This is a genomic window from Rhodococcus sp. DMU1, assembly GCF_012272955.1.
Taxonomy (GTDB): domain Bacteria; phylum Actinomycetota; class Actinomycetes; order Mycobacteriales; family Mycobacteriaceae; genus Rhodococcus; species Rhodococcus aetherivorans.
Window position 1 is genome coordinate 1,316,155 of the sequence record NZ_CP050952.1, and the last position, 23,208, is coordinate 1,339,362.

21 protein-coding genes are annotated in these 23,208 nt (G+C 65.8%); 18 read left to right on the top strand and 3 right to left on the bottom strand.

Annotated features, from left to right (window positions below):
- Positions 1-74: 74 nt before the first annotated feature.
- On the bottom strand, positions 75-2,216 hold the full coding sequence (locus tag HFP48_RS06215; RefSeq protein WP_168579229.1) for a molybdopterin-dependent oxidoreductase: 2,142 nt from the start codon (positions 2,214-2,216) through the stop codon (positions 75-77).
- Entirely contained in the window at positions 2,213-3,091 is an 879-nt protein-coding gene (locus HFP48_RS06220; protein WP_168579230.1) for a glucose 1-dehydrogenase, read from the bottom strand. The genes HFP48_RS06215 and HFP48_RS06220 overlap by 4 nt, the downstream gene beginning before the upstream one ends.
- Positions 3,092-3,187: 96 nt before the next feature.
- Here HFP48_RS06220 and HFP48_RS06225 point away from each other — a divergent pair, with 96 nt between their 5' ends.
- The 8 genes from HFP48_RS06225 (at position 3,188) to HFP48_RS06260 (ending at position 12,565) form a co-directional block, all read left to right on the top strand.
- Positions 3,188-4,003: an enoyl-CoA hydratase-related protein gene (locus HFP48_RS06225; RefSeq protein WP_168579231.1), complete on the top strand. Its 816-nt coding sequence runs from the start codon at positions 3,188-3,190 to the stop codon at positions 4,001-4,003.
- A gap of 48 nt (positions 4,004-4,051) precedes the next feature.
- A complete protein-coding gene (locus HFP48_RS06230; RefSeq protein WP_168579232.1) occupies positions 4,052-5,089 on the top strand; it encodes an LLM class F420-dependent oxidoreductase in 1,038 nt (345 codons plus the stop codon).
- Positions 5,086-6,573 carry an acetyl-CoA acetyltransferase gene (locus tag HFP48_RS06235; protein ID WP_006936321.1) on the top strand — a complete coding sequence of 496 codons (1,488 nt, stop codon included), beginning with the start codon at positions 5,086-5,088 and terminating at the stop codon, positions 6,571-6,573. Before HFP48_RS06230 ends, HFP48_RS06235 begins: the two co-directional genes overlap by 4 nt.
- Before the next feature lie 77 nt (positions 6,574-6,650).
- A complete protein-coding gene (locus tag HFP48_RS06240; protein ID WP_029541620.1) occupies positions 6,651-6,968 on the top strand; it encodes a hypothetical protein in 318 nt (105 codons plus the stop codon).
- Complete coding sequence (locus HFP48_RS06245; protein WP_006936317.1) at positions 6,965-7,420, top strand: zinc ribbon domain-containing protein; 456 nt, start codon at positions 6,965-6,967, stop codon at positions 7,418-7,420. Before HFP48_RS06240 ends, HFP48_RS06245 begins: the two co-directional genes overlap by 4 nt.
- Complete coding sequence (locus HFP48_RS06250) at positions 7,417-8,610, top strand: hypothetical protein (protein ID WP_006936315.1); 1,194 nt, start codon at positions 7,417-7,419, stop codon at positions 8,608-8,610. Before HFP48_RS06245 ends, HFP48_RS06250 begins: the two co-directional genes overlap by 4 nt.
- 23 nt (positions 8,611-8,633) lie before the next feature.
- Complete coding sequence (locus HFP48_RS06255) at positions 8,634-10,094, top strand: aldehyde dehydrogenase (RefSeq protein ID WP_168579233.1); 1,461 nt, start codon at positions 8,634-8,636, stop codon at positions 10,092-10,094.
- Between the two features lie 44 nt (positions 10,095-10,138).
- Positions 10,139-12,565 carry a CoA transferase gene (locus HFP48_RS06260; protein WP_168579234.1) on the top strand — a complete coding sequence of 809 codons (2,427 nt, stop codon included), beginning with the start codon at positions 10,139-10,141 and terminating at the stop codon, positions 12,563-12,565.
- 81 nt (positions 12,566-12,646) lie between these two features.
- Here the strand turns inward: HFP48_RS06260 and HFP48_RS06265 are convergent, their stop codons facing one another.
- Complete coding sequence (locus HFP48_RS06265) at positions 12,647-13,885, bottom strand: cytochrome P450 (protein WP_168579235.1); 1,239 nt, start codon at positions 13,883-13,885, stop codon at positions 12,647-12,649.
- A 418-nt stretch (positions 13,886-14,303) separates the two neighbouring features.
- Between HFP48_RS06265 and HFP48_RS06270 the strand changes: the two genes are divergently transcribed.
- The 10 genes from HFP48_RS06270 (at position 14,304) to HFP48_RS06315 (ending at position 23,128) form a co-directional block, all read left to right on the top strand.
- On the top strand, positions 14,304-14,780 hold the full coding sequence (locus HFP48_RS06270; RefSeq protein WP_006936304.1) for a cupin domain-containing protein: 477 nt from the start codon (positions 14,304-14,306) through the stop codon (positions 14,778-14,780).
- 1 nt (position 14,781) lies between these two features.
- Positions 14,782-16,005: an LLM class flavin-dependent oxidoreductase gene (locus HFP48_RS06275; protein ID WP_168579236.1), complete on the top strand. Its 1,224-nt coding sequence runs from the start codon at positions 14,782-14,784 to the stop codon at positions 16,003-16,005.
- A gap of 51 nt (positions 16,006-16,056) precedes the next feature.
- Positions 16,057-16,869 carry a mycofactocin-coupled SDR family oxidoreductase gene (locus HFP48_RS06280; RefSeq protein ID WP_006936302.1) on the top strand — a complete coding sequence of 271 codons (813 nt, stop codon included), beginning with the start codon at positions 16,057-16,059 and terminating at the stop codon, positions 16,867-16,869.
- 75 nt (positions 16,870-16,944) lie between these two features.
- The gene (locus HFP48_RS06285; RefSeq protein WP_029541633.1) at positions 16,945-17,427 is read left to right on the top strand and encodes an OB-fold domain-containing protein; all 483 of its coding nucleotides are present in this window, start codon (positions 16,945-16,947) and stop codon (positions 17,425-17,427) included.
- Positions 17,424-18,599, top strand: coding sequence for a transporter (locus tag HFP48_RS06290; protein WP_029541635.1), 1,176 nt, complete (start codon positions 17,424-17,426; stop codon positions 18,597-18,599). Before HFP48_RS06285 ends, HFP48_RS06290 begins: the two co-directional genes overlap by 4 nt.
- Before the next feature lie 18 nt (positions 18,600-18,617).
- A complete protein-coding gene (locus tag HFP48_RS06295) occupies positions 18,618-19,112 on the top strand; it encodes a lipocalin-like domain-containing protein (protein WP_072634449.1) in 495 nt (164 codons plus the stop codon).
- 70 nt (positions 19,113-19,182) lie between these two features.
- On the top strand, positions 19,183-19,719 hold the full coding sequence (locus HFP48_RS06300; RefSeq protein ID WP_161996746.1) for a flavin reductase family protein: 537 nt from the start codon (positions 19,183-19,185) through the stop codon (positions 19,717-19,719).
- On the top strand, positions 19,719-20,381 hold the full coding sequence (locus HFP48_RS06305; RefSeq protein WP_168580527.1) for a TetR/AcrR family transcriptional regulator: 663 nt from the start codon (positions 19,719-19,721) through the stop codon (positions 20,379-20,381). Before HFP48_RS06300 ends, HFP48_RS06305 begins: the two co-directional genes overlap by 1 nt.
- Before the next feature lie 93 nt (positions 20,382-20,474).
- Entirely contained in the window at positions 20,475-21,890 is a 1,416-nt protein-coding gene (locus HFP48_RS06310) for an aldehyde dehydrogenase family protein (RefSeq protein WP_102799941.1), read from the top strand.
- 47 nt (positions 21,891-21,937) lie between these two features.
- Complete coding sequence (locus tag HFP48_RS06315) at positions 21,938-23,128, top strand: SRPBCC family protein (protein WP_029541646.1); 1,191 nt, start codon at positions 21,938-21,940, stop codon at positions 23,126-23,128.
- The last annotated feature ends 80 nt before the right edge of the window (positions 23,129-23,208 follow it).

Below are 23,208 nucleotides of genomic sequence, written 5' to 3' on the forward strand. Positions count from 1 at the left end.
GATGTGAGTGATGGGCGATCTGCCCGAATGATGTAGTGACGGAAACCACATTAAGCTATAGGCATTAGATTTGTCTATCGGGGTCCGTTGTGCCCGCGCCGTGTGACATCGACGTTGATGCCGGTGAGGTGCGACTGATTGCTGAGGACGTCGTATCCGTCTTTCCCGATGGGGGAGAGTCTGTTCACGTTCGCACCGGGCTGGCGCCGCGCCACCTCGAGGCTGCGAGCGGAGCTCTGACCCCATCCGTGTGTCATCGCGACCACGCCCGGCTTGAGGGCCTCGTCGTATGCCAGTACCGCGTCGACCGACCCGTAACGGTTGTGGACGGTGACGTCGTCACCGGCTACCAGTCCGCGCCGCTCCGCGTCGGCCGGGTTCATCCACAGGGGATTATTCTGGTGCACTCCTTGTTTCAGTACCGGAAGGTTGTGCAGCCAGCTGTTCACCATGTACAGGGTGCGGCGTGTGATGAGCTTGAGCTGGTCGGCACTCTCGGTGGACAACTCCTCGAGAATGTCCTCGGCGGTGCGGTATGCGCGCCGGAAAATTGCCGGGCAGCAGTCGATCAGGCCGTCGTCGTGCTGCACTGCGATGGTGAACACGTGCGACGGGTCCGCCTCGGGCAACACCGCGGTCTGGCAAGGCATTTCCTTCAGCCGCTCGATACTCAGGCCCGAGTCGCGCATGGCGGCATCCGCGTTGGCGAGGGGGTCGGGATCGGGACTGTCGAGCAGCGTCTCCACGCCCATCTCCTGCTGGATTCGTGACAGGATCCACCAGTCGTCGCGCCGGTCGCCCCTCGGCGGTACCACCGCGGGGGTGTACTGCACGTAGGGCTCCATCGCGACGCCCATCGTGTTCAGGAAGTTGAGGTCCTCGTGTTCGAGCCAATCCGTGGCGGGGAGAACGTAATCCGCCATCTCGCCGGTGACCGTGCGGTACAGGTCGATCGTCACGATCAGTTCCAGGTCTTTCAGGGCGCGGCGCAGGCGCTCTTCTCCGCCTACCGACAACAGCGGGTTACCGGAGATGACGATCAACGCTCTGATCGGATCATCCCGAGTCTCGATGTACTCCGACAGCATTGCTGCGGGCAGATCCCCACTGACAGTGCGGACCTCGCCCACGCTGTTATGGAAGAACGGATTCTCGCGCTTGCGCTTCGAATTTTGCACGACGTCGGTCATGCCGCGGGAGTAGATGTTGCCGCCTCGGCGGCCGAGGTTGCCGGTGAAGAGACTGATCATGTTGAGCATCCAGTACGCCAGCGTGCCCTGGCGCCCCTGGTTCACGCCGGTCGCCATGTAGATGCTGGCGGTGGGGGCGGTGCAGAAGTCCTCGGCGACCTTCCTGATGACGTCGGCCTCGATGCCGGTCGCCGCCGTTACTCGCTCGACGGGATACCCCCGGAGGAAATCGAGCAGCCCGTCGATGTTGCGTGCATGCTTCTCCACCGCGGTGCGGTCGTACCCGATCCGGAACACGATCTCGTGCAGGATCGCCGCGAGGAAGTAGAAGTCGGAATCGGGTTTGATCAGCAGCACGTCACCGGTGTCCGGTCCCGACGACTCGATCCGCCGCGGGTTGACGAACAGGACGGTCCCTCCGCGCTGCTTGACCGCCTTGATCTTGGCCATCGGGTTCGAGATGTGCATGAGGGTCATGTGCGAGACGAGGGGGTTGCTGCCGAGACACAGGAAATAGTCGGTGTGCAGCAGATCCGGGATCGGATGCGCCATCGACGCCCCGTAGATCGCCTCGCTTGCAGCGTATTTTGCAGAGGTATCCTGGGTGCCGGCGCTGAAACGCATCCTGGTGTCGAAACCACGCGCGAGTGCCGCCGCGTTGGCGTAGTAGGTGCCGTTGAACGCCGACGGGTTGCCTTGGTAGACGGCGAGCGCGTTGCGCCCGTACCGCCGGCGGATGTCCCCGAGCTTGTCGGCGATCTCGCGTACCGCATCGTCCCAGTCGATCGGTACGAAGTCGCCGACCTCCTCGTGGCGAGGATTCGTGCGCTTGAGCGGGCGGTCGAGGCGGTTCGGATCGTCGTGGACCTGGAGGAAGTGCACACCCTTGTGGCAGGCGAATCCCTGGTGGATCGGGTGATCCTTGTCCGGCTGCAGTGAGACTACCTGGTCGTCCCGGACGTCTGCGACGAGACCGCACCCCGGTTCGCAGATGCGGCAGAACGTGTGGACCCGGCGCGTCGTCACCTGGTCAACCGCCCACGGCGGCTGCGCAAGTCGATGCCGCCCACGGCGGCTGCGCGAGTCGATGCCGCCTGCGCCTCGTCCCGATAGTTGGACGGCCACTTCTTGCCCAGGGTCAGTCCCCCGTCGACTCCGAGGGCCTGGCCCGTGACGAACTCGGAGTCGTCCGAGGCGAGGAACGCCGCGGCGTGCGCAAGGTCCTCGGGTTCGCCGGCTCGCGGGATGGGCTGGAACGTCGTCAGGCTGCCCCGTGCGGCGTCGACGCTGCGGTCGAGTGCTTCGTCCTCGAGTCCCGCACCGTGGCCTACGATGCGGGTGGCGACTCCTCCGGGGACCAGTGCATTGACGCGGATCCGGAATTCGGCCAGCTCCACGGCCGCGGTCCGGGTCAGTTGGAGCACGGCGGCCTTCGCGGCGCTGTAGGGATGCGGTCCGAATCCGGTGCGCACGCCCGCGACGCTCGAGACGTTGACGATGCTGCCGGAGCCCTGGTCGCGCATCACGCGCGCGGCATGCTTGGTTCCGAGGAACACGCTGCGTGCGAGCACGGCGAACCCGTCTTCCCATTCCTCGAGGGAGGTGTCCTCGAGGAATGTCCAGGCACCGACGCGGCCCGCGTTGTTGACCATGCAGTCGAGCCGTCCGAACCGGTCGACCGCCAGCGCGACGGCGGCCTCGACCTCGGATTCGGTGCGTACATCGGTGTGCAGGTAGGCACCGCGGGGACCGAGGGCGGCAGCAACGGTCTCCCCGCGAGCGTCGTCGATATCCGCGACGATCACACGCGCCCCGCGCTCGACGAACACGTGAGCAGTGGCTGCGCCGATTCCGCTCGCGGCTCCCGTCACCACGGCAACCTTGCCGTCGAGGTTCGTCATGGTGGACTCCTTCGGTTGTGCTCGCCGGTTCCTCGAGCTTTAATCTAAAGCCATTAGTCTTCTTCTGTCGAGTCCTTCGTCCCTGGGGAGAGCCATATGTCCGATGCGACACCGATCCTGACCGAGCGGCCGCGGCCGGGCATTCTCCTGATTCGCCTCAATCGCCCGGACGAGCTCAATGCCATGAACGTCGACCTCATCGACGCGCTGCACGAGGTGCTCGCCGAGGTGCGGGACGATTCGACCACCCGCGCGATTGTGCTCACCGGTGAAGGACGTGCCTTCTGCGCAGGTCTGGATCTGCGCGGATACGGAATCCCGCAGGGTGCGACCGAGGGGGAGGGTCGCGCGCAACTCGGACTGCGGGTGCAGAAGCACATCGCGGGTCTCGTCGATGCATTCCGCGGTGCGCGGCCACCGATCATCGCGGCCGTCAACGGGGCCGCGGCGGGCGGCGGAATGTCGCTCGCCCTCATGTCCGACATACGCATCGTGTCCGAATCCGCGGTGTTCCACGCCGCGTTCATTCGCCGCGGCCTGTCCAACTGCGACATCGGAATGAGCTGGCTCCTGCCCCGCATGATCGGCTTCTCCCGGGCTGCGCAGATCATGCTCACCGGCAGGTCCATCGACGCCGCCGAAGCCGAACGGATCGGGCTCGTCTCGTCCGTCGAACCCCCCGACAAGCTGCTCGACGTCGCGCTGGACACCGCCGGGGCCATCGCGCAGAACAGCCCGTTCGGCGTCTGGATGACCAAGGAAGTGATGTGGTCGAACCTGGAGGCGCCCAGTATGCGCGCTGCAATCGACCTCGAGAACCGTACGCAGATCCTCAGCTCGTTGACGCGCGATCACAAGGAAGCCGTCGTCTCGTTCCTCGAGAAGCGGCCGCCGGCGTTCCAGAATCACTGACCGGCACCGATCGATTCGACGACACACCGAAGAGGCAGTGAAAGCAGCATGAGAGTTGGAATCGCCGCAGGGTATTGGGGTTCGGGCCCGCCGCGCAATGTCGAACGGATGCTCGCCGAGGCCGAAGCGCTCGGGGTCGACAGCTTCTGGACCGCCGAGACCTACGGGTCCGACGCGCTGACACCTCTCGCGTGGTGGGGTGCGCAGACGTCGAGGATCAAGCTGGGGACGTCGGTGTGCCAGATGTCGGCGCGCACACCGACGGCGCTGGCGATGGCCGCGCAGACCCTCGATCACCTCAGCGGTGGTCGCGTGATCATCGGCATCGGCGCGTCCGGGCCGCAGGTCGTCGAGGGCTGGTACGGGCAGCCCTACCCGCGACCTCTCGAACGCACCCGCGAGTACATCGAGATCATGCGGCAGGTGTGGGCGCGTGAGGAGCCGGTGACCTACTCGGGACGGCACTACCAGCTGCCGCTCCAGGGCGGCTCCGGACTGGGGAAGCCGCTCAAGTCGATCGTCCACCCCCTGCGTGACGACGTCCCCGTCTACATGGGCGCCGAGGGCCCGAAGAACGTGGCGCTCGCCGCCGAGATCGCCGACGGCTGGACGCCGCTGTGGTTCTCGCCCAAGAGCGACGAGTTCTACCGCACGGCACTCGCCGAAGGCTTTTCGCGTGAGGGAGCGCGCCGCACCGCCGACGACTTCGAGGTTGCGAACGTGTGCTGGCTCCTCGAGAACGACGACGTGGAGAAGGCCGCCGCCCGGCTCAAGCCGACGGTCGCGCTCTACGCCGGCGGTATGGGGGCCAAGGGTGCCAACTTCCACAACGACGTGTTCGCCCGCATGGGGTGGGGCGAGGTGTGCGCCGAGATCCAGGAGCTGTACCTGAGCGGGCGGCCCGAGCTCGCCGCACAGGCCGTGCCCATCGAGATGGTCGAGGACGTCGCCCTGGTCGGTCCCGCGGACAAGATCATCGAAGAGATCGAAACCAAGTGGAAGTCCACGTGCCTGACCACCCTCATCCTCGGTGGGTGGCCGAAGCCGGAGAACCGCGAGCGCATTCTGGAGGCAGTGCAGTCGTGACCCTCGATCCGAGAACCCCGATCCTGGTCGGCACCGGCCAGGTCGACGAACGCGGCGGCGGCGTGGAGCCCGTCGATCTCATGGTGCGCGCGGCGCGCGAGGCCGCTGCCGATGCCGGGTCCGCGCGCCTGCTCGAACTGGTCGACTCCGTCCGCGTGGTCGGGCTCCTGTCCTGGCGTTACCGCGACCCGGGCGCACTCGTCGGCGAGCGCATCGGCGCGACCGTACGGCACACCGGTTACTCCGGAAACGGTGGGAGCACGCCGCAGGTGCTGGTCAACGGTGCCGCCGAGGACATCGCCGCTGGCCGCGCCGACGTCGTGCTCATCGGTGGCGCCGAATCCTGGCGGACCCGCATGAAGCTGCGGGCGCAGAAGCAGCGACCCGAGTGGAGCGTGCAGGACGAGTCGGTGCCCGCCGCCGAGATCATGGTCACCGATGTGCCGATGGCGGACGAGAGCGAACGCCGGATCGGTCTGGACCGGCCCTCGTACGTCTATCCGCTGTTCGAGCAGGCGCTGCGGGTCTCGGCGGGACGCTCCCTCGAGGAGCACCGCGAGTTCATCGGGGGCCTGTGGTCGCGGTTCAGCAAGATCGCGGCAACGAACCCGAATGCGTGGGTGCAACGGGAGTACACCGCGGCGGAGATCGCGACACCGTCGCCCGAGAACCGGATGATCTCCACGCCCTACACCAAGCTGCTGAACTCGAACAACATGGTCGATCAGGGCGCGGTGCTGCTGATGTGCTCGGTCGAGACGGCCGCCCGGCTCGGTATCCCGCGGGAGAACTGGGTCTTTCCGCAGTCCGGCACCGAATCGCACGATACGTATGCGATCGCCGAACGGGGTGCCCTCGACGGGTCACCGGCGATTCGCATTGCGGGGGCGCGGGCTCTCGAGCTCGCGGGTATCGGGCTGGACGATGTCGCGCACGTCGATGTGTACTCGTGTTTTCCGTCGGCGGTACAGGTTGCGGCGAACGAGCTGGGGTTGGCGCTGGATGATCCGGGTCGGCCGCTGACCGTGACCGGTGGTCTGACGTTCGGGGGTGGCCCGTGGAACAACTACGTGAGCCATTCGATCGCGACCATGGCGAAACGGGTGCGTGAGTCCCCGGGTTCATACGGTCTGGTGACCGCCAACAGCGGCTATCTCACGAAGCACGCCATGGGCGTGTACCGGACGGAACCTCCCGCCGGAGGATTCCGGCGGCTGGACGTGCAGGCCGAGGTGGCGGGGCAGCCCACGACCGCCGCGCTCATGTCCTACGCGGGCACGGCGTCGGCGGAGTCGTGGACCGTGGTGTACGGCCGCGACGGTTCGCCGGAGCGTGGTTTCCTCGCGGCACGCACTGCCGCAGGGGAGCGAACCCTCGCGGCGACCACGGACGCCGAGGATCTCGCGCGCCTCACGGAGGGCGATGTTGCAGGTCAGCACGTTTCGATCACGGAGGACGGGCAGTTCCACTTCGCGCGACGTTGACGGCATTTATCTAACGACATAAGGTTATTGCACTGACGGACACGACAGGCTCGTGTCACGAATCGAGGAGTTCACAGATGTCTGTCGAAGACTTTCGTGCACTGTACGAACAGCATGTCGGCTACGTTGTCGCCGGAAACATGAAGGCCGCTCTCGCCGACATGGTGCGAGAGAACATTCCGCAGGTCTTCGACGGAATCGACACCCCCCGCGAGGCCACGAAAGGCTTCGAGATCAAGGACGTGCGCGCCGAGGGCGACCGGATGGTGGGCGAGACCGTCTACGACATGGGCGACCGTTCGATCGGGCTGCGCTCCATCTGGGAGCTCCACGACGGACGCTGGCTCGCGGCGAAGCTCGAGAACTTCCCCGCCGGAACGGAGGCGAACGCATGACCGCAACAGAACTCGCGACCGAACCCTGGGGACCCGCGCCGGACGGACTCGATCAGCCGTACTGGGACGGTCTCCTTGCCGGTGAGCTGCGCCTTCAGCGCTGCAGCGATTGCCGCACGTGGATCTGGGGGCCGCAGGCCATTTGCGGTCACTGCCACAGCTTCGACCTCGGATGGGAAACCGTCGAGCCGGCCGGCACCGTCTACAGCTGGAATCGCAGCTGGTACCCGTACATGGACGAATATGCCGAGCGGTTGCCGTACGTGACGGTGCTCGTCGAACTGCCGCACGCCGGTGGCCGACGGGTGCTGGGCATTCTCGCAGACGACATCGACGCGAACCCCGAGATCGGCGACCGGGTCGTCGGAGTCTTCGAGCGGACCGAGGGCGCCGCCTGGCCGTTGCTGCGTTGGCGCCGGGCCGATTCGATCGTAGAGGGAGAAATGCGATGAGCGCCAACATCATGCGCGGCGCGACGGCCGTCGTCGGCGTCGCCGAACAGCATTACAAGCGCGGCGAAGCCCCGCACAGCGAGAAGCGCATGACTCTCGAGGTCATCCTCCGGGCGTGTGCCGACGCGGGTATCAACCCCCGCGAGATCGACGGCTTCGTCTCCTACGCGGGCGGCGCCAACGACGGCGCCATCATCGGCGGCGCACTGCTGATCGACGAACTGCGTTGGTCGAACATGATGTGGGGTGGGGGCGGCGGCAGCGTCGCAGCGGCCATCACGAATGCAGCCACTGCGATCGCCACCGGTCAAGCCGAGTGTGTTGTGGTCTATCGCGCGATGACGCAGGCGGATACGGGTCGGCTCGGATACGCGAAGTACCACTACGGCAGTCACTTCCTCGCGCACGGCATCGGCTCGCCCGCGCAGATCTGCGCGATGCGCACCCAGCGGATGCTCGAGCACGGCGGGGTGCCGCGGTCGGCCATGCGCTCCCTGGTCCTCGCGTCGTACCAGCACGCGCAGAGCAACCCGACGGCGCAGGGTTACGGACGCCCACTCGACGAGGAGACCTACGAGGATTCGCGGTTGATCGCAGAGCCGTTCCACCTGTTCGACTGCTCCCGTGAAAGCGACGGTGCGGTCGCGCTGGTGCTCGTCTCGGCCGAGCGGGCGAAGACCTTGCGTCCCGACCCGGCGTATCTACTGGCAGGCGCGCAAGGTGCACCGGGCGGATACTCGGAACTGATCGACAACGATCTCGGCGAGCAGTACATGACCGCCGGATTCGGCCCGGCCAACAACGGAAAACCCGGTGTCGCCGAAAGGCTTTGGTCTGCAGCCGGTCTCGGACCGGATGATGTCGACGTGGTCCAGGTCTACGAGAACTTCAGTGGTCCTGCTGTCGCGGCACTGATCGATCACGGCCTCTGTCCGCCGGGGGAAGCTGCCGGCACCTTCATGACCGTCGAGAACCTCACCGCGCCGAACGGCAAACTGCCCATCAACACCAGCGGCGGCAACCTCGCCGATTCGTTCATCAACGGTCTGAACCTCGCGGTCGAAGCGGTCCGGCAGATCCGCGGCACCTCGACCAACCCGGTGGAGGGCGCGAAGACCTCCCTGTTCATCGGCGGCCCGATGGCGCCGTTGGTGAGCTCGGTGCTGTTCGGCCACGAAGACACCCTCTGACCGCCACGTCCGAAAGGCACGACATGAACGACCGTGACACCAATAGTCTGGACCGGAGCGAGCTGTTCATCGGCGGACGGTGGGTAGCGCCGAAGTCCGGTGGCGGCGTGGACGTCATCGAGGCGGCCACCGAGAAGGTGCTGGGTACCTCCGCTCTCGCGTCCGACGCCGACATCGATGCGGCCGTCGCGGCCGCGCGTACCGCCCTGACGGGTCCGTGGAGCAGGCTGACCAACGTCGAACGGGCCGACCTGCTCGACACGTTCGCGGCCGCCCTCAAGTCACGTGGTCGCGACACGTCCCGGCTGGTGAGCCGCGAGAACGGCATGCCGATCGCGCTGTCGGGCGGTGTGAACGGTTTCGGCCCCGCGGCGATGCTCTCGTACTACGCAGGTCTGATCCGCGAAGCGTCCAACGAGGACGTGCGGCCGAGTGCATTCGGCGGTCGCACCGTCGTGCGCCGCGAGCCCGTGGGCGTGGTCGCGGCAATCACGCCGTGGAACTACCCGCAGCCGCTCGCTGCGATGAAGCTCGCTCCCGCGCTCGCGGCGGGATGCACGGTGGTGCTCAAGCCCGCCCCCGAGACCGCACTCGATGCGTTCGCCTTCGCCGACGCCGCGCTCGAGGCGGGTCTGCCCGACGGTGTGGTCAACGTCGTCCCCGCCGAGCGCGACGCCGGTGCCTACCTGGTTTCGCACCCGGGCGTCGACAAGGTGGCGTTCACCGGGTCCACCGCGGCAGGTCGCGCGATCGGGGCGGTCTGCGGTCGGCTGCTGCGGCCGGTCACGCTCGAGCTCGGCGGCAAGTCCGCGGCGATCGTCACCGAGCACGCCGATCTCGACGTCTTCGCGAAGAACCTGCTCGAGGTGTCGCTGGTCAACAACGGCCAGACCTGCCACGCGAGCACCCGGATCCTCGCCCCGCGCTCGCGGTACGACGAGGTCGTGGACGCGGTCACCGAGACCGTGCGGGCACTGACCGTCGGTGATCCGCTCGACAAGGCCACCAACGTGGGTCCGCTGGTCTCGGCCGCGCAGCGCGACCGCGTCCTCGGCTACATCGCTTCGGGCCGCGCCGACGGCTACCGCATCACCACCGGCGGCGGCGTCCCTGCCGACCAGCCGCTGGGGTGGTTCGTCGAGCCGACCGTGTTCGCCGACGTCGACAACTCCGCGCGCATCGCGCAGGAGGAGATCTTCGGTCCGGTGCTGACCATCACCGCGTACGACGGTGAGAACGAGGCAGTTGCCATCGCCAACGACTCGGAGTACGGACTCGGCGGTACTGTCTGGACCACAGACGAACAGCACGGCCTCGACCTCGCGGCGCGGATTCACAGCGGCACAGTCGGAGTGAACTACTACGCCCTCGATCTGGACGCGCCGTTCGGCGGCGTCAAGTCGTCGGGGCTGGGCCGCGAGCTCGGCCCGGAGGGACTGGCACCGTACTTCACCGCGAAGTCGGTGTACTTCGGAACTCGCTGACCAGAGCCAGGTCTCGCGGCGAGCACACACTATTGGAGCACAAGATGGCACTACCTCTGCATGGTGTCCGGGTACTGGAACTGACGGACGGATTCGGCGACACCGCGGGCCGGTTCCTCGCCGACCTCGGGGCCGAGGTCGTCCGAGTCGAACTGCCCGGAGGCTCGCCTTCGCGCTCGGCGCAACCGGTCCGGAACGGTGTGAGCGTTCCGTTCGCGCTGCGCAACGCGAACAAGCTCGGCGTCACGCTCGATCTCGAGGAGGACGAAGGCCGGGACCGGTTGCGCGCCCTCGCGCGGCGCTCGGACATTCTGCTGGAGTCGTTCCCGCCGGGCTTCCTCGCTGCGCGCGGCGTGGGTACTGCGGACCTGTGCCGGGCCAATCCCGCGCTCGTGGCCGTGTCGATCACCGGTTTCGGTCAGGACGGTCCGTATCGCGACTGGGCGGCGACAGAGCCGGTCCTGTATGCGCTCAGCGGTGTATTGTCGCGCTCCGGTGAGCCGGGGGAGCAGCCGCTGCTGCCGCCCGACGGGCTGATCGACGAGTCGGTAGGCGTGCATACGGCGTGGTCGGCGCTACTCGCCTACTTCGACCGGTTGCACACCGGACGTGGCCAGACCGTCGACATCTCGGCGTTCGAGGTCATCGTGCACGGCTTCGATCCCGGATTCGGTGTGCAGGGCTCCGCTGCCGCCGGCCGTTCCGAGGACTTCCCGCGGGGCCGGCCCGACGCCGCCAACTTCTACCCGGTCTATCGCTGCGGCGACGGGCAGGTGCGCATCTGCCTGCTCGCGAAGCGGCAGTGGCGGGCGATGTTCGAATGGCTCGGTGAGCCGGAGGAATTCGCGGATCCGACATACGACACCATTCCCGCGCGATTCGCTGCGTCCGCTCGCCTCAATCCGCTCATCGAACAGTTGTTCAGCACCTATACCCGCGACGAACTCGTCGTCGAAGGTGCGGCCCGGGGCATCCCGATCGGTGGTCTCAACACCGTGTCGGAGGTCTTGACGACCGAGCATTTCGATGCGGCCGGTACGTTCGTCGATACCGAGATCTCACCCGGCGTCACCGCGCGAGTCCCGTCCGGGTACGCGAAGGTCGACGGGCAGCGAGCCGGAGTGCGCATGCGTGCGCCAGAACTCGGTGAGCACAACGACACGGTGTTCGGGTCCGACATCGACGGGGCTCACGATCCGATTCCCGCACTGCAGCGCGAACCGGGTGGGCGGCCGTTCGAGGGTCTTCGGGTCCTCGATATGGGTGTCGTGGTGTTCGGTGCTGAACTCGGGCGCCAGTTCGCGGACAACGGCGCCGACGTCATCAAGATCGAGAACTCGAACTTCCCGGACGGATTGCGCCAGTCGAAGCGGGGTGCGGCCCTCGCCGCGTCCGTGGCGTGGGGCCACCGTAACCGCCGCAGCCTCGGACTGAACCTGCGCAGTCCCGAAGGCATCCGCATCTTCAAGCGGCTGGCCGCCGAAGCGGACATCGTGCTCGCCAACTTCAAGCCCGGCACTCTCGCCTCGATGGGGCTCTCGTACGACGAGCTCGCCGCGATCAATCCGCGCATCATCGTGTCCGAGAGCAGCGCCTTCGGCAGTGTCGGCCCGTGGAACAAGCGGCTCGGCTACGGACCGCTGGTACGGGCAGCCTGTGGTGTCTCGGCGCTCTGGCGGTACTCGGACACCACTGATGCACTGTGCGACGGCTCGACTGTCTACCCCGATCACATCGCCGGACAGGTCACCGCAACCACGATTCTCGCCACGCTGATCCACCGGCTGCGGACCGGGCGTGGCGCCGCGATCGAGGTCGCTCAGGCCGACACCGCGATCGTGCAACTGGGTAGCCAGCTCGTCGCGGAACATCTCGACCCTGGGTCGATCGGCGCCCCGGGAAATTCCGATCCGTACTCGGCGCCCTCCGGGGTGTACCCGTGTGGAGGTGACGACGAGTGGTGTGTCGTCACCGTCCGCGACGACACGGACTGGGCGAGGCTGTGCGGTGTAGTCGGCCGGCCCGACCTCGCCGACGACCCTCGTTTCGCCACCGCCGAGCTCAGGATCGACCACCGCGCCGAGGCCGACGAGGTGCTGACGGAGTGGCTGCTGCGGCACACGCCGACCGAGGCGATGGAGACTCTGCAGGCGGCTGGAATACCGGCCGGGGCCATGATCCGGTTGCCGGAGCTGCTCACCAACCCTCAGCTGATCGCGCGCGGTGCGTACACCGAGCTCGAACACGAGCTGCTTCCGGCGCCGCTCCCGACCGCGAAGCAGGTGGCGCACTTCGCGACGTTGCCGGACTGGCCGCTGCGGCAGGCGCCCCTGGCCGGTCAGCAGACACGTGAGATCTGCGAGAGAGTGCTCGGGCTGAGCACAGTCGAGATCGATTCGCTCGTGCGCGACGGCGTGCTGCAACCGCCCGCCGACGATCCGGCGCTGTCGCCGGTTCCCTCCACTGTGTGACACAGCCGAGAAGGTCCCCGGAGCTTCCTCCGGGGACCTTCTACTGTTCGGGCCGACTTCCTGCGACCGGGTCGAGCGGGATCAGCGCGTCGACGGCGTGAACGTGATCGGCAGCTTCTCGCATCCACGGACCTGGGACGAATGGAAGACCGCGGGATTGTCCGGAACGAGCGCGTAGTCGGGAATCCGCTTGTGAATCTCCTCCATGGCGAGCCTCAGCTCGAGCCGCGCGAGATGGGAGCCGAGGCAGCGATGCGGGCCGGCGCCGAACCCGATGTGGCGGTTGGGGTGCCGTTCGATCTGCAGCTCGTCAGGGTTGTCGAACTCGTCGTCGTCACGGTTGGCGGAGGTCATCAACACCAAGAGTTGGTCGCCGGCCTTGATCGAGACACCACCGATCTCGGTGTCTCGGGTCGCACGCCGGCCGCCGCTCGTGGCAGTCTCGATCCGCAGGATCTCTTCCACCGCCGACGGAATCAGCGTCGGGTCGTCAAGGATCGCCTCGCGCTGCTCGAGATTACGAGACAGGTGGATGAGTCCCCAGGCGAGAGCGCCTTGGACGGTGTGGAGTCCCGCGACGAGAAGCAGGAAGAACATCCGGCACAGTTCCTCGTCGGTGAGCTGCCTGGGTGTTCCTTCGACGTCGAGTGGGGTGTTGATGATCTGCGCCGTGAGGCTCCCGGAGTTGTCGTCGCCGGAGCGGACCTGGGCGACCACCTGTCCGAAGTACTCGTAGATCTCGCCGGCGGCCTTCGCGCGGGCCTCGGCCGATTCCTCCTCGCTCGCGCCGGGGATGCCCTGGAGCGTGATGTCGGTCCACTCCGTGAATTGCGGTGCGTCACTCAGTGGCCACCCCATGAGCGCAAGGAAGATCCGCGTCGGCAGTTCGTGTGCGAACTCGGAGATGAACTCGCACTCGCCCTTTTCTGCGAAGTCGTCGATCAGCGCGGTGATGATGCCCCGGATCTCGGGCTCGAGCGCCTTCATTTGCTTGGGACTGAACAGCGGCTGAAGTGCCTGCCGATAGTAGCTGTGTTCGGGCGGGTCGAGTTCGAGTGGAAGGAATTTGCCCTGCGCGGCATTGAGCAGGTTGTTCGGGAAGCTCGAGAACGTCTCCGGATCCTGGAGCACCTGGAGTGCCTCGCTGTATCGGGTGACGACCCAGTGTCCGCCGTGATGTGGGGAGTAGAGGACCGGCCCTTGCTTGCGTAACGCAGCGACACGCTCCTGGAACACATCGGCCGGCACGGCCAGGGACGGGTCGTACACATCGAAGTCGGTGATCAGATGTGCGGGAATTTCGATCTGTGTCGTGATCATCGGCGATCCTTCGCGAGGGGAGTGATCCGGAGAGCGCCTCGGCGGGGAGGGGTCCTCCGGGGAGTCAGGTGATGTGGCGCTGTGACGAGCGCGGGCTGACGTGGGGAGGGGCGATTGCCTTGGGACGACGGTAGATCAGTCGTTTCCGACCGGTCAACAGCGTATGTGCTCATGTCTGCGTTTCGCAGGGGAATTGCTGTCGCGCAGTCGGTGCCCGCTTGACCGATTAACCGATAGCATTTAGATTGATCGGTGTGATGCGCAGCACTCGCGTGCTGCGGGTGGGGCGCGTATCACACGTAGCACGCGGTGCTTCCCTGTTCGTGTCCGTGAACTGAAATCTGTTGTGGAACAGAACGTACTGTCTGCAATCCCGGCGCCGTTCGTCGTCACAGAATTGTCTCCCGGAGGGGCAAACATGGGCTTTCGTCGCGTAATCGCAGTCGAACGCAAGGGCGCGGCTGTGCTCGTCGCCGACGAGCAGATCGAGAGGCTGGACGCCGCCGGAATCGACCCCATCTGGCGAACCGACTCCGATCCCGAGGTCCCCAATTCCGGTGAAGTACCGGACGCCGTCGGATTTCCGGATCCGGGCGGAGTGTGGGTGATCGGCTGGGTGCTCGAGCCTGGTCGCATCGGCGACAGCGACAACGGAATCGTCGTCATGGACGACGAGGATCCGGGGTTTCATCGGACGGATTCCGTGGACGTGCACGTCCTTCTCGAGGGTTCGCTCGTGCTCGAACTCGACGACGGTGTGGAGATCGAACTGAATCCCGGCGACACGGTGGTGATCAACGGGAACAGGCACCGATGGCACAACCGAGGAGAACGGACCGCTCGGGCCATCGTCACCATCTGCGGCGCGTCACGCAATGACCGACAGGAGAACTGAAATGGAATCGGCAACCGAGAACACCGGGTCGAACGTGAACTATGCGCCGGCTGCGAGGAAGGCTCCGCTCCGGTGCGGAGTGTTCCTTCCGCCGTACCACAATCCCCGCCGTAACCCCACGATGGCGATCGAACAGGATCTCCGCCATGTCGAGGATCTCGATCGGCTCGGTTTCCACCAGGTGTGGTTCGGCGAGCATCACAGCGGTGGATACGAGGTCGGTCCGTCACCGGAACTGATGATCGCGGCAGCTGCACAGCGCACCGAGCGCATCGAGCTGTGCAGCGGTGTCATCTCTCTCCCGTACCACCATCCGTTGATGGTGGCCGACCGAATCACGTTCTTGGATCACATGACTAGAGGACGCATCAGGATCGGTGTCGGGCCGGGCGCGCTCGTGGCCGACTCGCAGATGATGGGCATGGACTACAACCTTCTGCGGCCGCGGATGGAGGAATCCCTCGACGCCATCCTGGAACTGCTCGAGACACCGGGGCCGGTCGACCGGAAGACCGAATGGTTCTCCCTCGAGGATGCCCGAGTGCAGCTGGGCCCCTATTCGTACCCCGGCGTGCCGATCACCGTCGCGGCGGCGATGTCCCCGTCCGGACCCAAGCTGGCCGGCAAGTACGGACTCGGTCTGCTGTCCATCGGTGGCACCAGTGACAAGTCGTTCGAGTTGCTCGAGCAGACGTGGGGTATCACGACCCACGAGGCGAACGAGCACGGTCGGACGGTCGACCGCGGTGACTGGGCGATCGTCGGCAACATCCACATCGCCGACACCTTCGAGCAGGCCGTCGAGGACACCCGGTACGGGCTGCGCGACTTCATGGATTACCGCCACGTCGTCACCCCGATGAAAATGATCGAACCCGGCGAAGAAGTCGCGCACGAGGAACTGGTCCGGCGCGTCAACGAGTCCGGATACGGCTGCATCGGCGATGCGAACGACGCCATCGACTACATCCAGAAGATCATCGACCGCACCGGCGGCTTCGGCACCTTCCTCGCGACAGCACACGACTGGGCCGACACCGAGGCCACCTCACGCATGTACCGCATCCTCATGCGCGACGTCATGCCGCGCTTCACCGGCGCCTGCGAACCGCTGCTGAACTCCTATCACTGGACCCAAGCGCGCAAGGACGGCTTCAGTGAGCGATTCACGACCGGCATCAGCCAAGCGACGCAGGACTACGAGCGTGTGAAGAGCGCGCGGTAGTCGATCCGGCAAGACCCCGCTCAACACCGTTATCCGACAGCAGGAGAATCGATGACCTCACTCGACGGAAAAGTAGCAATCATCACCGGCGGAGCTCGCGGCCAGGGTCGCGCCCACGCGCTCACGCTTGCCGCTGCCGGCGCCAGGATCGTGGTGTGTGACGTCGCCGCACCGATCAAGAATGTGCAGTATGCACTCGCGACACCGGGGGACCTCGAGGAGACGATCCAGCTGGTCAAGGAAGCCGGGGGTGAGATTGCCGGCATGCAGGCGGATGTGCGAAGCAGTGCGGACATGAAGGCTGTCGCAGATCTTGCGGTATCGCAATTCGGAAGGATCGACATCCTGCTGGCGAACGCCGGAATCCACGATCACTGCGAGTCGACGATCGAGATCGAAGACGACGCGTGGCAGACGATGCTCGACGTCAACCTCACCGGAGCGTGGAAGGCGTGCAAGGCTGTCGTACCGGTGATGATCGAGGGTGGTCGAGGCGGATCGATCGTGATCACCTCGTCGGTCGACGGACTCGGCGCTTCTCCCTCGTGGGGGCACTACGGCGCCGCGAAGCACGGACTCCAAGGCTTGAAGGACACACTCGCGTTCGAGCTCGCCGATCACAACATCCGCGTCAACACGGTCAACCCCACAGGGGTCAATTCGCCCATGGCGGAGGGACTGTCGAAGGTGTTGCCACACGTGGTGCGGAAGTGGAAGCACAACGACCGCACGAATCTGCTCGACGTGATGATGCTCGAACCACAGGATATCTCCGACGCCGTGCTGTGGCTCGTGTCCGACGGCGCGAAGTACGTGACCGGGATCGACCTGCCGATCGACGCGGGCTACCTGACCAAGCACTGACCGACCGGACTTTCTGCGACACCCGCCCGTAGGGCGAAGGAGCGATATGCCGATTCACGAAAGCGGTGCGATCCGATGACACCGGGTCCCGGGGTGGCCCGCGAGTTCCCGGCCACCGTCCTGGCCGGTCCGTACGCGGACGGCCTGGACCTGCCGTATTGGGAAGGTCTGCGGGCGGGTGAGCTGCGGCTGCAGAGATGCGGCCGGTGTGGACTGTGGATCTGGGGACCACGCTGGATGTGCGGACAGTGCCGGGCGTTCGACCCGGCATGGGTCGCCGTGGAACCGGTCGGACGGGTCTTCTCGTGGTCGCGGACCTGGCACCCCTTCATCCCGGAGCTGGCCGGCGAACTGCCGTACGTCACGGTTCTCGTCGAGCTCCCGCACGCCGGGGGGCGACGAGTGCTCGGTCTGCTGGCGGAGAACGACGATGCGGACATCGCCATCGGTGACTCGGCTGCGGGAATCATCCAGCAACCTGCCGACTCGCCCTGGCCGGTGCTCCGCTGGCGCCTCGCGAGCACTGCGAACGGGACCGAACGGGGAGACGAGCGATGACCGGCTCATTTCTCCGCGGTGCCGCAGCCGTCGTGGGCGTCAGCGAATTCCACTACAAACGAGGCGAATCGCCCGACAGCGAACTTCGGATGACGTTGCGCGCCATCGTCGAGGCTGCTGCCGAGGCCGGGGTGTCGCCCCGCGAGATCGACGGCTTCGTCTCGTACGGCGGCGGTGACAACGACGGGACCGTCGTGGGTGCGTCACTGATGTCGCACCGGATCCGCTGGTCCACCATGATCTGGGGTGGTGGCGGTGGTGGTGCCGCCGCGGCGATCACCAACGCGGCGGTCGCTATCGCAGCGGGCCAAGCACAGTGCGTGGTCGTGTACCGCGCCATGGCACAGCGGGATTCCGGCCGCCTCGGATATGCCAAGCACCATTTCGACGGTCACATGCTCCCGCACGGAGTCGGATCCCCCGCCCAGGCCTGCGCACTGCGCACCCAGCGGATGCTCGAGCACGACGGGGTCCCGGAATCCGCGATGAGGTCCCTGGTTCTCGCCGACTACGTACATGCGCAGCAGAATCCGGGTGCCGCGGCGTTCGGGCGTCCTCTCGACGAGTCGACCTACGAAGCCTCGCGGATGATAGTCGAGCCGTACCGGCTCTACGATTGTTCTCGTGAGAACGACGGAGCCGTTGCTCTGATCCTCGTCGCTGCCGAGCGCGCCGAGAAGCTCCATCCGAATCCGGCCTACGTGCTGGCCGGCAGTCAGGGCGCGGTAGGGGGCTACGCCGTCGACACGGAGAACGATCTCGACTACACCTCGGCGGGATTCTCCGGGGCGGCGGGGGTCGCGGAGAGTCTGTGGGCAGATGCCGACCTCGGTCCCGACCAGGTCGATGTCGTCCAGGTCTACGAGAACTTCAGTGGTTCCGGGGTGGCCGCGCTGATCGATCACGGGCTGTGCCCACCCGGCGCCGAAGCCGGCAAGGTCATGACCCTCGAGAATCTGACGGCTCCGCACGGACTGCTCCCGGTGAACACCAGCGGGGGCAATCTCGCAGATTCGTTCGTCAACGGGATGGGGCTGGCAGTCGAGGCCGTGCGCCAGGTGCGCGGAAGCTCGGCAAACCAGGTGCCCGGGGCGAAGGTGTCCCTGTTCATCGGCGGGCCCATGGCCGCACTCTCGAGTTCGGTCCTTCTCTGCACGCGCGACGTGTTGTGAGCTGAAAGGAAGCAGGACATGAGCACCGACACCGACACCGACATCGATGGCGTCTCGATCGCCCAGCGGATCGTCGGGGCCTGGGAACTCGTCGAGTACTCGACAACCTCCGATACGGGAAAGGTCGACTACCCGCTGGGTCCCGAGGCTCGCGGACTGATCATCTACTCGGCGGACGGGTACATGTCGGCACAGATCATGCGTTCCGGCCGAACCCTCTACCGGACCCGCAACGTGCACAGCGGCGAGATGGGCGAACGAAGCGAGGCCGCCGGGGGGTACCTCGCCTATTCGGGTCCCTACCGTGTCGACGAGGACAACTCCGCTGTCTGGCACGAGATGGCGGTATCGCTGTATCCGAACTGGATCGGCGACGACCAGAAGCGGTACGTGCGCTTCGAGGGTGACGTGATGACCCTGTCGTCGGATCCGCTCGTGTTCCGCACCACCACGCTGTCTCCGGCACTGGTCTGGCGACGGATCACTCCCCGCGCGGTACGGACGGCGCCATGAGCCCGATGCAGCTCGTTCCTGCAGGCGAGATCCGGGTGCACATCGCACCGGCCAGATGAGAGGACGACACGTGTCGACGCGAGTGGACAGCAGCACCGGCCCGGCAACGGACACTCGGGCGCTCCGCGACGTCTTGGGACATTTCTGCTCCGGTGTGACGGTGGTGACGGCGATGGTGGGCGACGAACCGGCCGGATTCACCTGTCAGTCGTTCTCGGCGCTGTCGCTGGATCCGCCCCAGGTCCTGCTGTGCCCGAGCCGGCGTTCGACGAGCTGGCCGGCGATTCGTACCGTCGAGACGTTCTGTGTCAACGTACTTTCCTCGGGCCAACACGCTCTCAGTGACCGCTTTGCGAAATCGGGGGGCCGGAAATTCGACGGAGTGCGGTGGCGCCCGGCCGAGGGCGGCGCGCCGATCATCGGCGGGGTGGCAGCGTGGTTCGAGGTGGCGCTGGCTGCGGAGCACGACGGTGGCGATCACCTCATCGCGGTTGCCGACCTCCTCGGCTTCGGGTCCGATCCGACCACGCAGCCACTGGTTTTCCATCGGAGTCGATACGGCGGGGTTGTGGAACTGAGTCTCGGGTCGATCGAAAGGGGGACGTGATGGGACGACCGGCAAAGCCTCTGATCAGCCGGAGTTCGACGATCGCGGCAAGCATCGAGATCATCGACACCGAAGGTATGGCTGCGTTCAGCCTGCCGCGCGTGGCCAAACACCTGAACGTGAAAACCTCCTCGCTGTATCATCACTTCGCCGATCGCCGTGAGCTCATGACAGAGGTGGCGAAGGAGCTCATGACCGGGGCCACGGTGCCCGAGTATTCGTCGGGTACCGACTGGGTGGAATGGTTCGTCGAACTCAGCCTCAACTACCGCGACGCGATTCTCCGCCATCCCAATGCCGCTCTCGTGCTGGTGCAGTTTCTTCCGCGCGACGTCCTCACGAGAACGTACGAAATGTGTGCCCGAATCCTCGAGGACGGGGGCGTACCGGCGCGCCTGCACGTGGTGATCCTGGACGGACTGGAGAAACTGGCACTCGCCACCACTCTGAGCGATCTCATGCGCGACCCGGTCGGCAGCACGGAGGTCTTCCCGAATGTCGACGAGCGGAGACACCCGACGCTCACCCGCGCGCTGGCAGCCAACCGATGGTCGTCGCGCGAGCTCTTCGTGGTAGCGATCCGAGGATTCCTCGCCGGTGTGATGGGTGTGGCCACCGCACCGGTGAGCGACGAAGGTCTGCGGGACCTCGTCGGATCGTAAGCGGTAAGCCGTTGCTTCTTATGCCTTCTCGGTGATCGAGCAGCTCGGTGTACCGGTGAATTCTGTCAACTCGATGATACGGAGTAAGCCATCGTGACCCTTGATCTGTACGTGGACGGCACGTGGAGTGCCTCCACGAGCGCGGAGCGTATCGACGTCGTCAACCCGACCACCGAGGAACGCATAGGGGATGTCCCCGCCGGGGCTGCCGCAGATGTCGATGTGGCGGTGGCTGCCGCGCGGCGGGCCTTGGAGCAGTGGTCACAGACCGCGCCGCACACGCGGGCGGAGTTCGTCTCGCGTCTGGCCGACGAACTGGAGCGGCGACAGGAGGAGATCACCGATATCGTCGTCGCCGAGGTCGGCACCCCACGCAGGGTGGCGCGTTGGGCCCAGGTCGGACTGGGTATCGTCGACCTGCGTGAGGCCGTGACCGCGGCGAGGGACTTCCCGTGGGAAGAACAGCTCCGCAACTCCCTGATCGTGCGTGAGCCTGTCGGGGTGATCGGGTGTATCACGCCCTGGAACTACCCGTTGCACCAGATCACCGCCAAAATCGGGGCTGCGCTCGTGACCGGGTGCACGGTGGTCGTCAAGGCCAGCGAGGTTGCCCCGTTCACCGCCCACGCCCTGGCGGAAGCGGTCGACGCTGCCGGAGTTCCGGCCGGCGTATTCAATCTGGTTCACGGGTACGGTCCGATCGTCGGCGAGGCCATCGCCATTCATCCGGACATCGATATGGTCAGCTTCACGGGATCGAACTCGGTCGGCAAGCGAGTCCTCGAACTGGCCGCCGGGACAGTGAAGCGGGTGTCGGTCGAACTGGGTGGAAAGAGCGCCGCTGTGCTGCTCGACGACCTCAGCGACGAGGAGTTCGGTAAGGCCGTGCCGCACACCGTGCGTGCCTGCTACATGAACGGCGGACAGTCCTGCAATGCGCAGACTCGTTTGGTCGTACCGCGCTCCCGCCTGGCCGAGGCGGAGAAGCTCGCCGCGAAGGCGGCCGCGGCATATGCGCCCGGCGATCCCGCCGACGGCGACACGAAGCTCGGACCCATGGTTACCGCATCTCAGCGTGAGCGGGTCCTCGACTACATCCGTGCCGGCGTCAAGGAGGGCGCAAAGCTCGTCGCCGGGTCGGTCGACGCACCGGCCCGTACCGGATTCTTCGTCGAACCGACCGTGTTCTCGGAGGTGGACCCGGACAGCACGATCGCTCAGGAGGAGATCTTCGGTCCGGTGCTGTCGATCATCGCGTACGACACACCCGAGCAAGCGATCGAGATCGCGAACGGCACGATCTTCGGTATCGCCGGCGCTGTGTGGTCCGGCGACCCCGAGCGCGCGAAGTCGGTTGCGCGCAGGATGCGTGCGACGCAGATCGAGGTCAACGGTGGAAAGTTCAACGGCGCTGCGCCTTTCGGCGGATTCAAGCAATCCGGCCATGGGCGTGAGGGCGGGGCATTCGGCCTCGAGGAGTTTGTCGAAATCAAGAGTCTGCAGCTCTAGCGACGTTCTTGCGGGGACCGCCGCGGTCCCGCGAAGGAGTGAGCACGATGGTCTACACCGATCTTCCGTACGACGAGGCGACGAAAGCGGGTTTTGCCCGGGCGTTGTTCGATCACCTCGACCACGACACCACCGATATGGCGCCGGAGATCCTCGAGGTCGATCCGCGCGTCTACACCGATCCGGAACTGGCGGCCCGCGAGCGCAGAGAGCTGTTCGGATATGTGCCGATCATCGCGGCGCACAGCACCGAATTGCCCGGCAACCACGACTTTGCGACGGTCCAGTTGCCGAACAACGAGATTGTTCTCGTTCGGCAGGCGGACGGTGGGGTTCGTGGGTTCGTGAACACCTGCCGGCATCGAGGCGCCCGGCTCGTTCCCGAGGAGAGGGGTTCGAAGCGCATCTTTTCGTGCCGCTACCACGGGTGGGCGTATGGGAGCGATGGCAGTCTGCGGTCGATCGCGGACGAGCCGACGTTCGGGAGGGTCGATCGTCGCTGCATGAGCCTGCTGGAGGTTCCGGTCGAGGAGCGACATGGTTTCGTCTGGGTCGTCGACTCCGCCGCGGGTGATCGAACGATCGACATCGCGGAGTGGCTCGGCCGGGAGTTCGACGAGTCCCTCGCCGCCATGGAGATGGACAAGTACCACTGCCATATCGCCCAGAACTTCGATGTGGACATCAACTGGAAGGTCTTGATGGATGCCTTCCTCGACGGCTACCACATCACCTCGACCCACGCCGGAACTGTTGCGCCGTACTTCTACAACAACGCGCAATCCTGGGAACCCATGGGCAGGCACGGACGAATGGTCACGGCACGCAAGAGCATCGACACGGTGCGAGGTGTCGCGCCCGCGGACGCCCCGATCGACCGGCACATCACCGTTGCGCACTTTCTGATGCCCAATATGTCGGTGCTGCGTCAACCGGATCATCTGGAGGTGCTCAACTTCGTCCCTGCTCCGGGCACGCCCGTCGGGACTCGGATGCAGATGCGTCTTCTCACTCGGGAACCTGCCGTGACGGACGAGCAGAAGGCGCGGTGGGACAAGAACTGGAACATTCTGATGGCGGTACTTCGAGAGGAGGACCTCGTCGTCAACGAGGGTCTGCAGAAGGCCGTTACGAACACGGACATCGGACCGATCTACTTCGGGCGAAACGAGATTGCCAATCAGCATTTTCATCAGTGGATGGCGCGTGCGTTCGAGGATTCGAGGAAGTGGGGCTGAGCTCCGAAGTGCTCATTCCGGGCTTGTCGCCAGTACCGATAGACATTAGATTATTGCCCGTGTGATGCAGGGCATACCGC

Excerpts from the sequence above, each read along its gene's own strand:
- HFP48_RS06220 (WP_168579230.1), bottom strand. The coding sequence starts at position 3,091 with ATGACGAACCTCGACGGCAAGGTTGCCGTGGTGACGGGAGCCGCGAGC.
- HFP48_RS06225 (WP_168579231.1), top strand. The coding sequence starts at position 3,188 with ATGTCCGATGCGACACCGATCCTGACCGAGCGGCCGCGGCCGGGCATT.
- HFP48_RS06230 (WP_168579232.1), top strand. The coding sequence starts at position 4,052 with ATGAGAGTTGGAATCGCCGCAGGGTATTGGGGTTCGGGCCCGCCGCGC.
- HFP48_RS06240 (WP_029541620.1), top strand. The coding sequence starts at position 6,651 with ATGTCTGTCGAAGACTTTCGTGCACTGTACGAACAGCATGTCGGCTAC.
- HFP48_RS06245 (WP_006936317.1), top strand. The coding sequence starts at position 6,965 with ATGACCGCAACAGAACTCGCGACCGAACCCTGGGGACCCGCGCCGGAC.
- HFP48_RS06250 (WP_006936315.1), top strand. The coding sequence starts at position 7,417 with ATGAGCGCCAACATCATGCGCGGCGCGACGGCCGTCGTCGGCGTCGCC.
- HFP48_RS06255 (WP_168579233.1), top strand. The coding sequence starts at position 8,634 with ATGAACGACCGTGACACCAATAGTCTGGACCGGAGCGAGCTGTTCATC.
- HFP48_RS06260 (WP_168579234.1), top strand. The coding sequence starts at position 10,139 with ATGGCACTACCTCTGCATGGTGTCCGGGTACTGGAACTGACGGACGGA.
- HFP48_RS06265 (WP_168579235.1), bottom strand. The coding sequence starts at position 13,885 with ATGATCACGACACAGATCGAAATTCCCGCACATCTGATCACCGACTTC.
- HFP48_RS06270 (WP_006936304.1), top strand. The coding sequence starts at position 14,304 with ATGGGCTTTCGTCGCGTAATCGCAGTCGAACGCAAGGGCGCGGCTGTG.
- HFP48_RS06275 (WP_168579236.1), top strand. The coding sequence starts at position 14,782 with ATGGAATCGGCAACCGAGAACACCGGGTCGAACGTGAACTATGCGCCG.
- HFP48_RS06280 (WP_006936302.1), top strand. The coding sequence starts at position 16,057 with ATGACCTCACTCGACGGAAAAGTAGCAATCATCACCGGCGGAGCTCGC.
- HFP48_RS06285 (WP_029541633.1), top strand. The coding sequence starts at position 16,945 with ATGACACCGGGTCCCGGGGTGGCCCGCGAGTTCCCGGCCACCGTCCTG.
- HFP48_RS06290 (WP_029541635.1), top strand. The coding sequence starts at position 17,424 with ATGACCGGCTCATTTCTCCGCGGTGCCGCAGCCGTCGTGGGCGTCAGC.
- HFP48_RS06295 (WP_072634449.1), top strand. The coding sequence starts at position 18,618 with ATGAGCACCGACACCGACACCGACATCGATGGCGTCTCGATCGCCCAG.
- HFP48_RS06305 (WP_168580527.1), top strand. The coding sequence starts at position 19,719 with ATGGGACGACCGGCAAAGCCTCTGATCAGCCGGAGTTCGACGATCGCG.
- HFP48_RS06315 (WP_029541646.1), top strand. The coding sequence starts at position 21,938 with ATGGTCTACACCGATCTTCCGTACGACGAGGCGACGAAAGCGGGTTTT.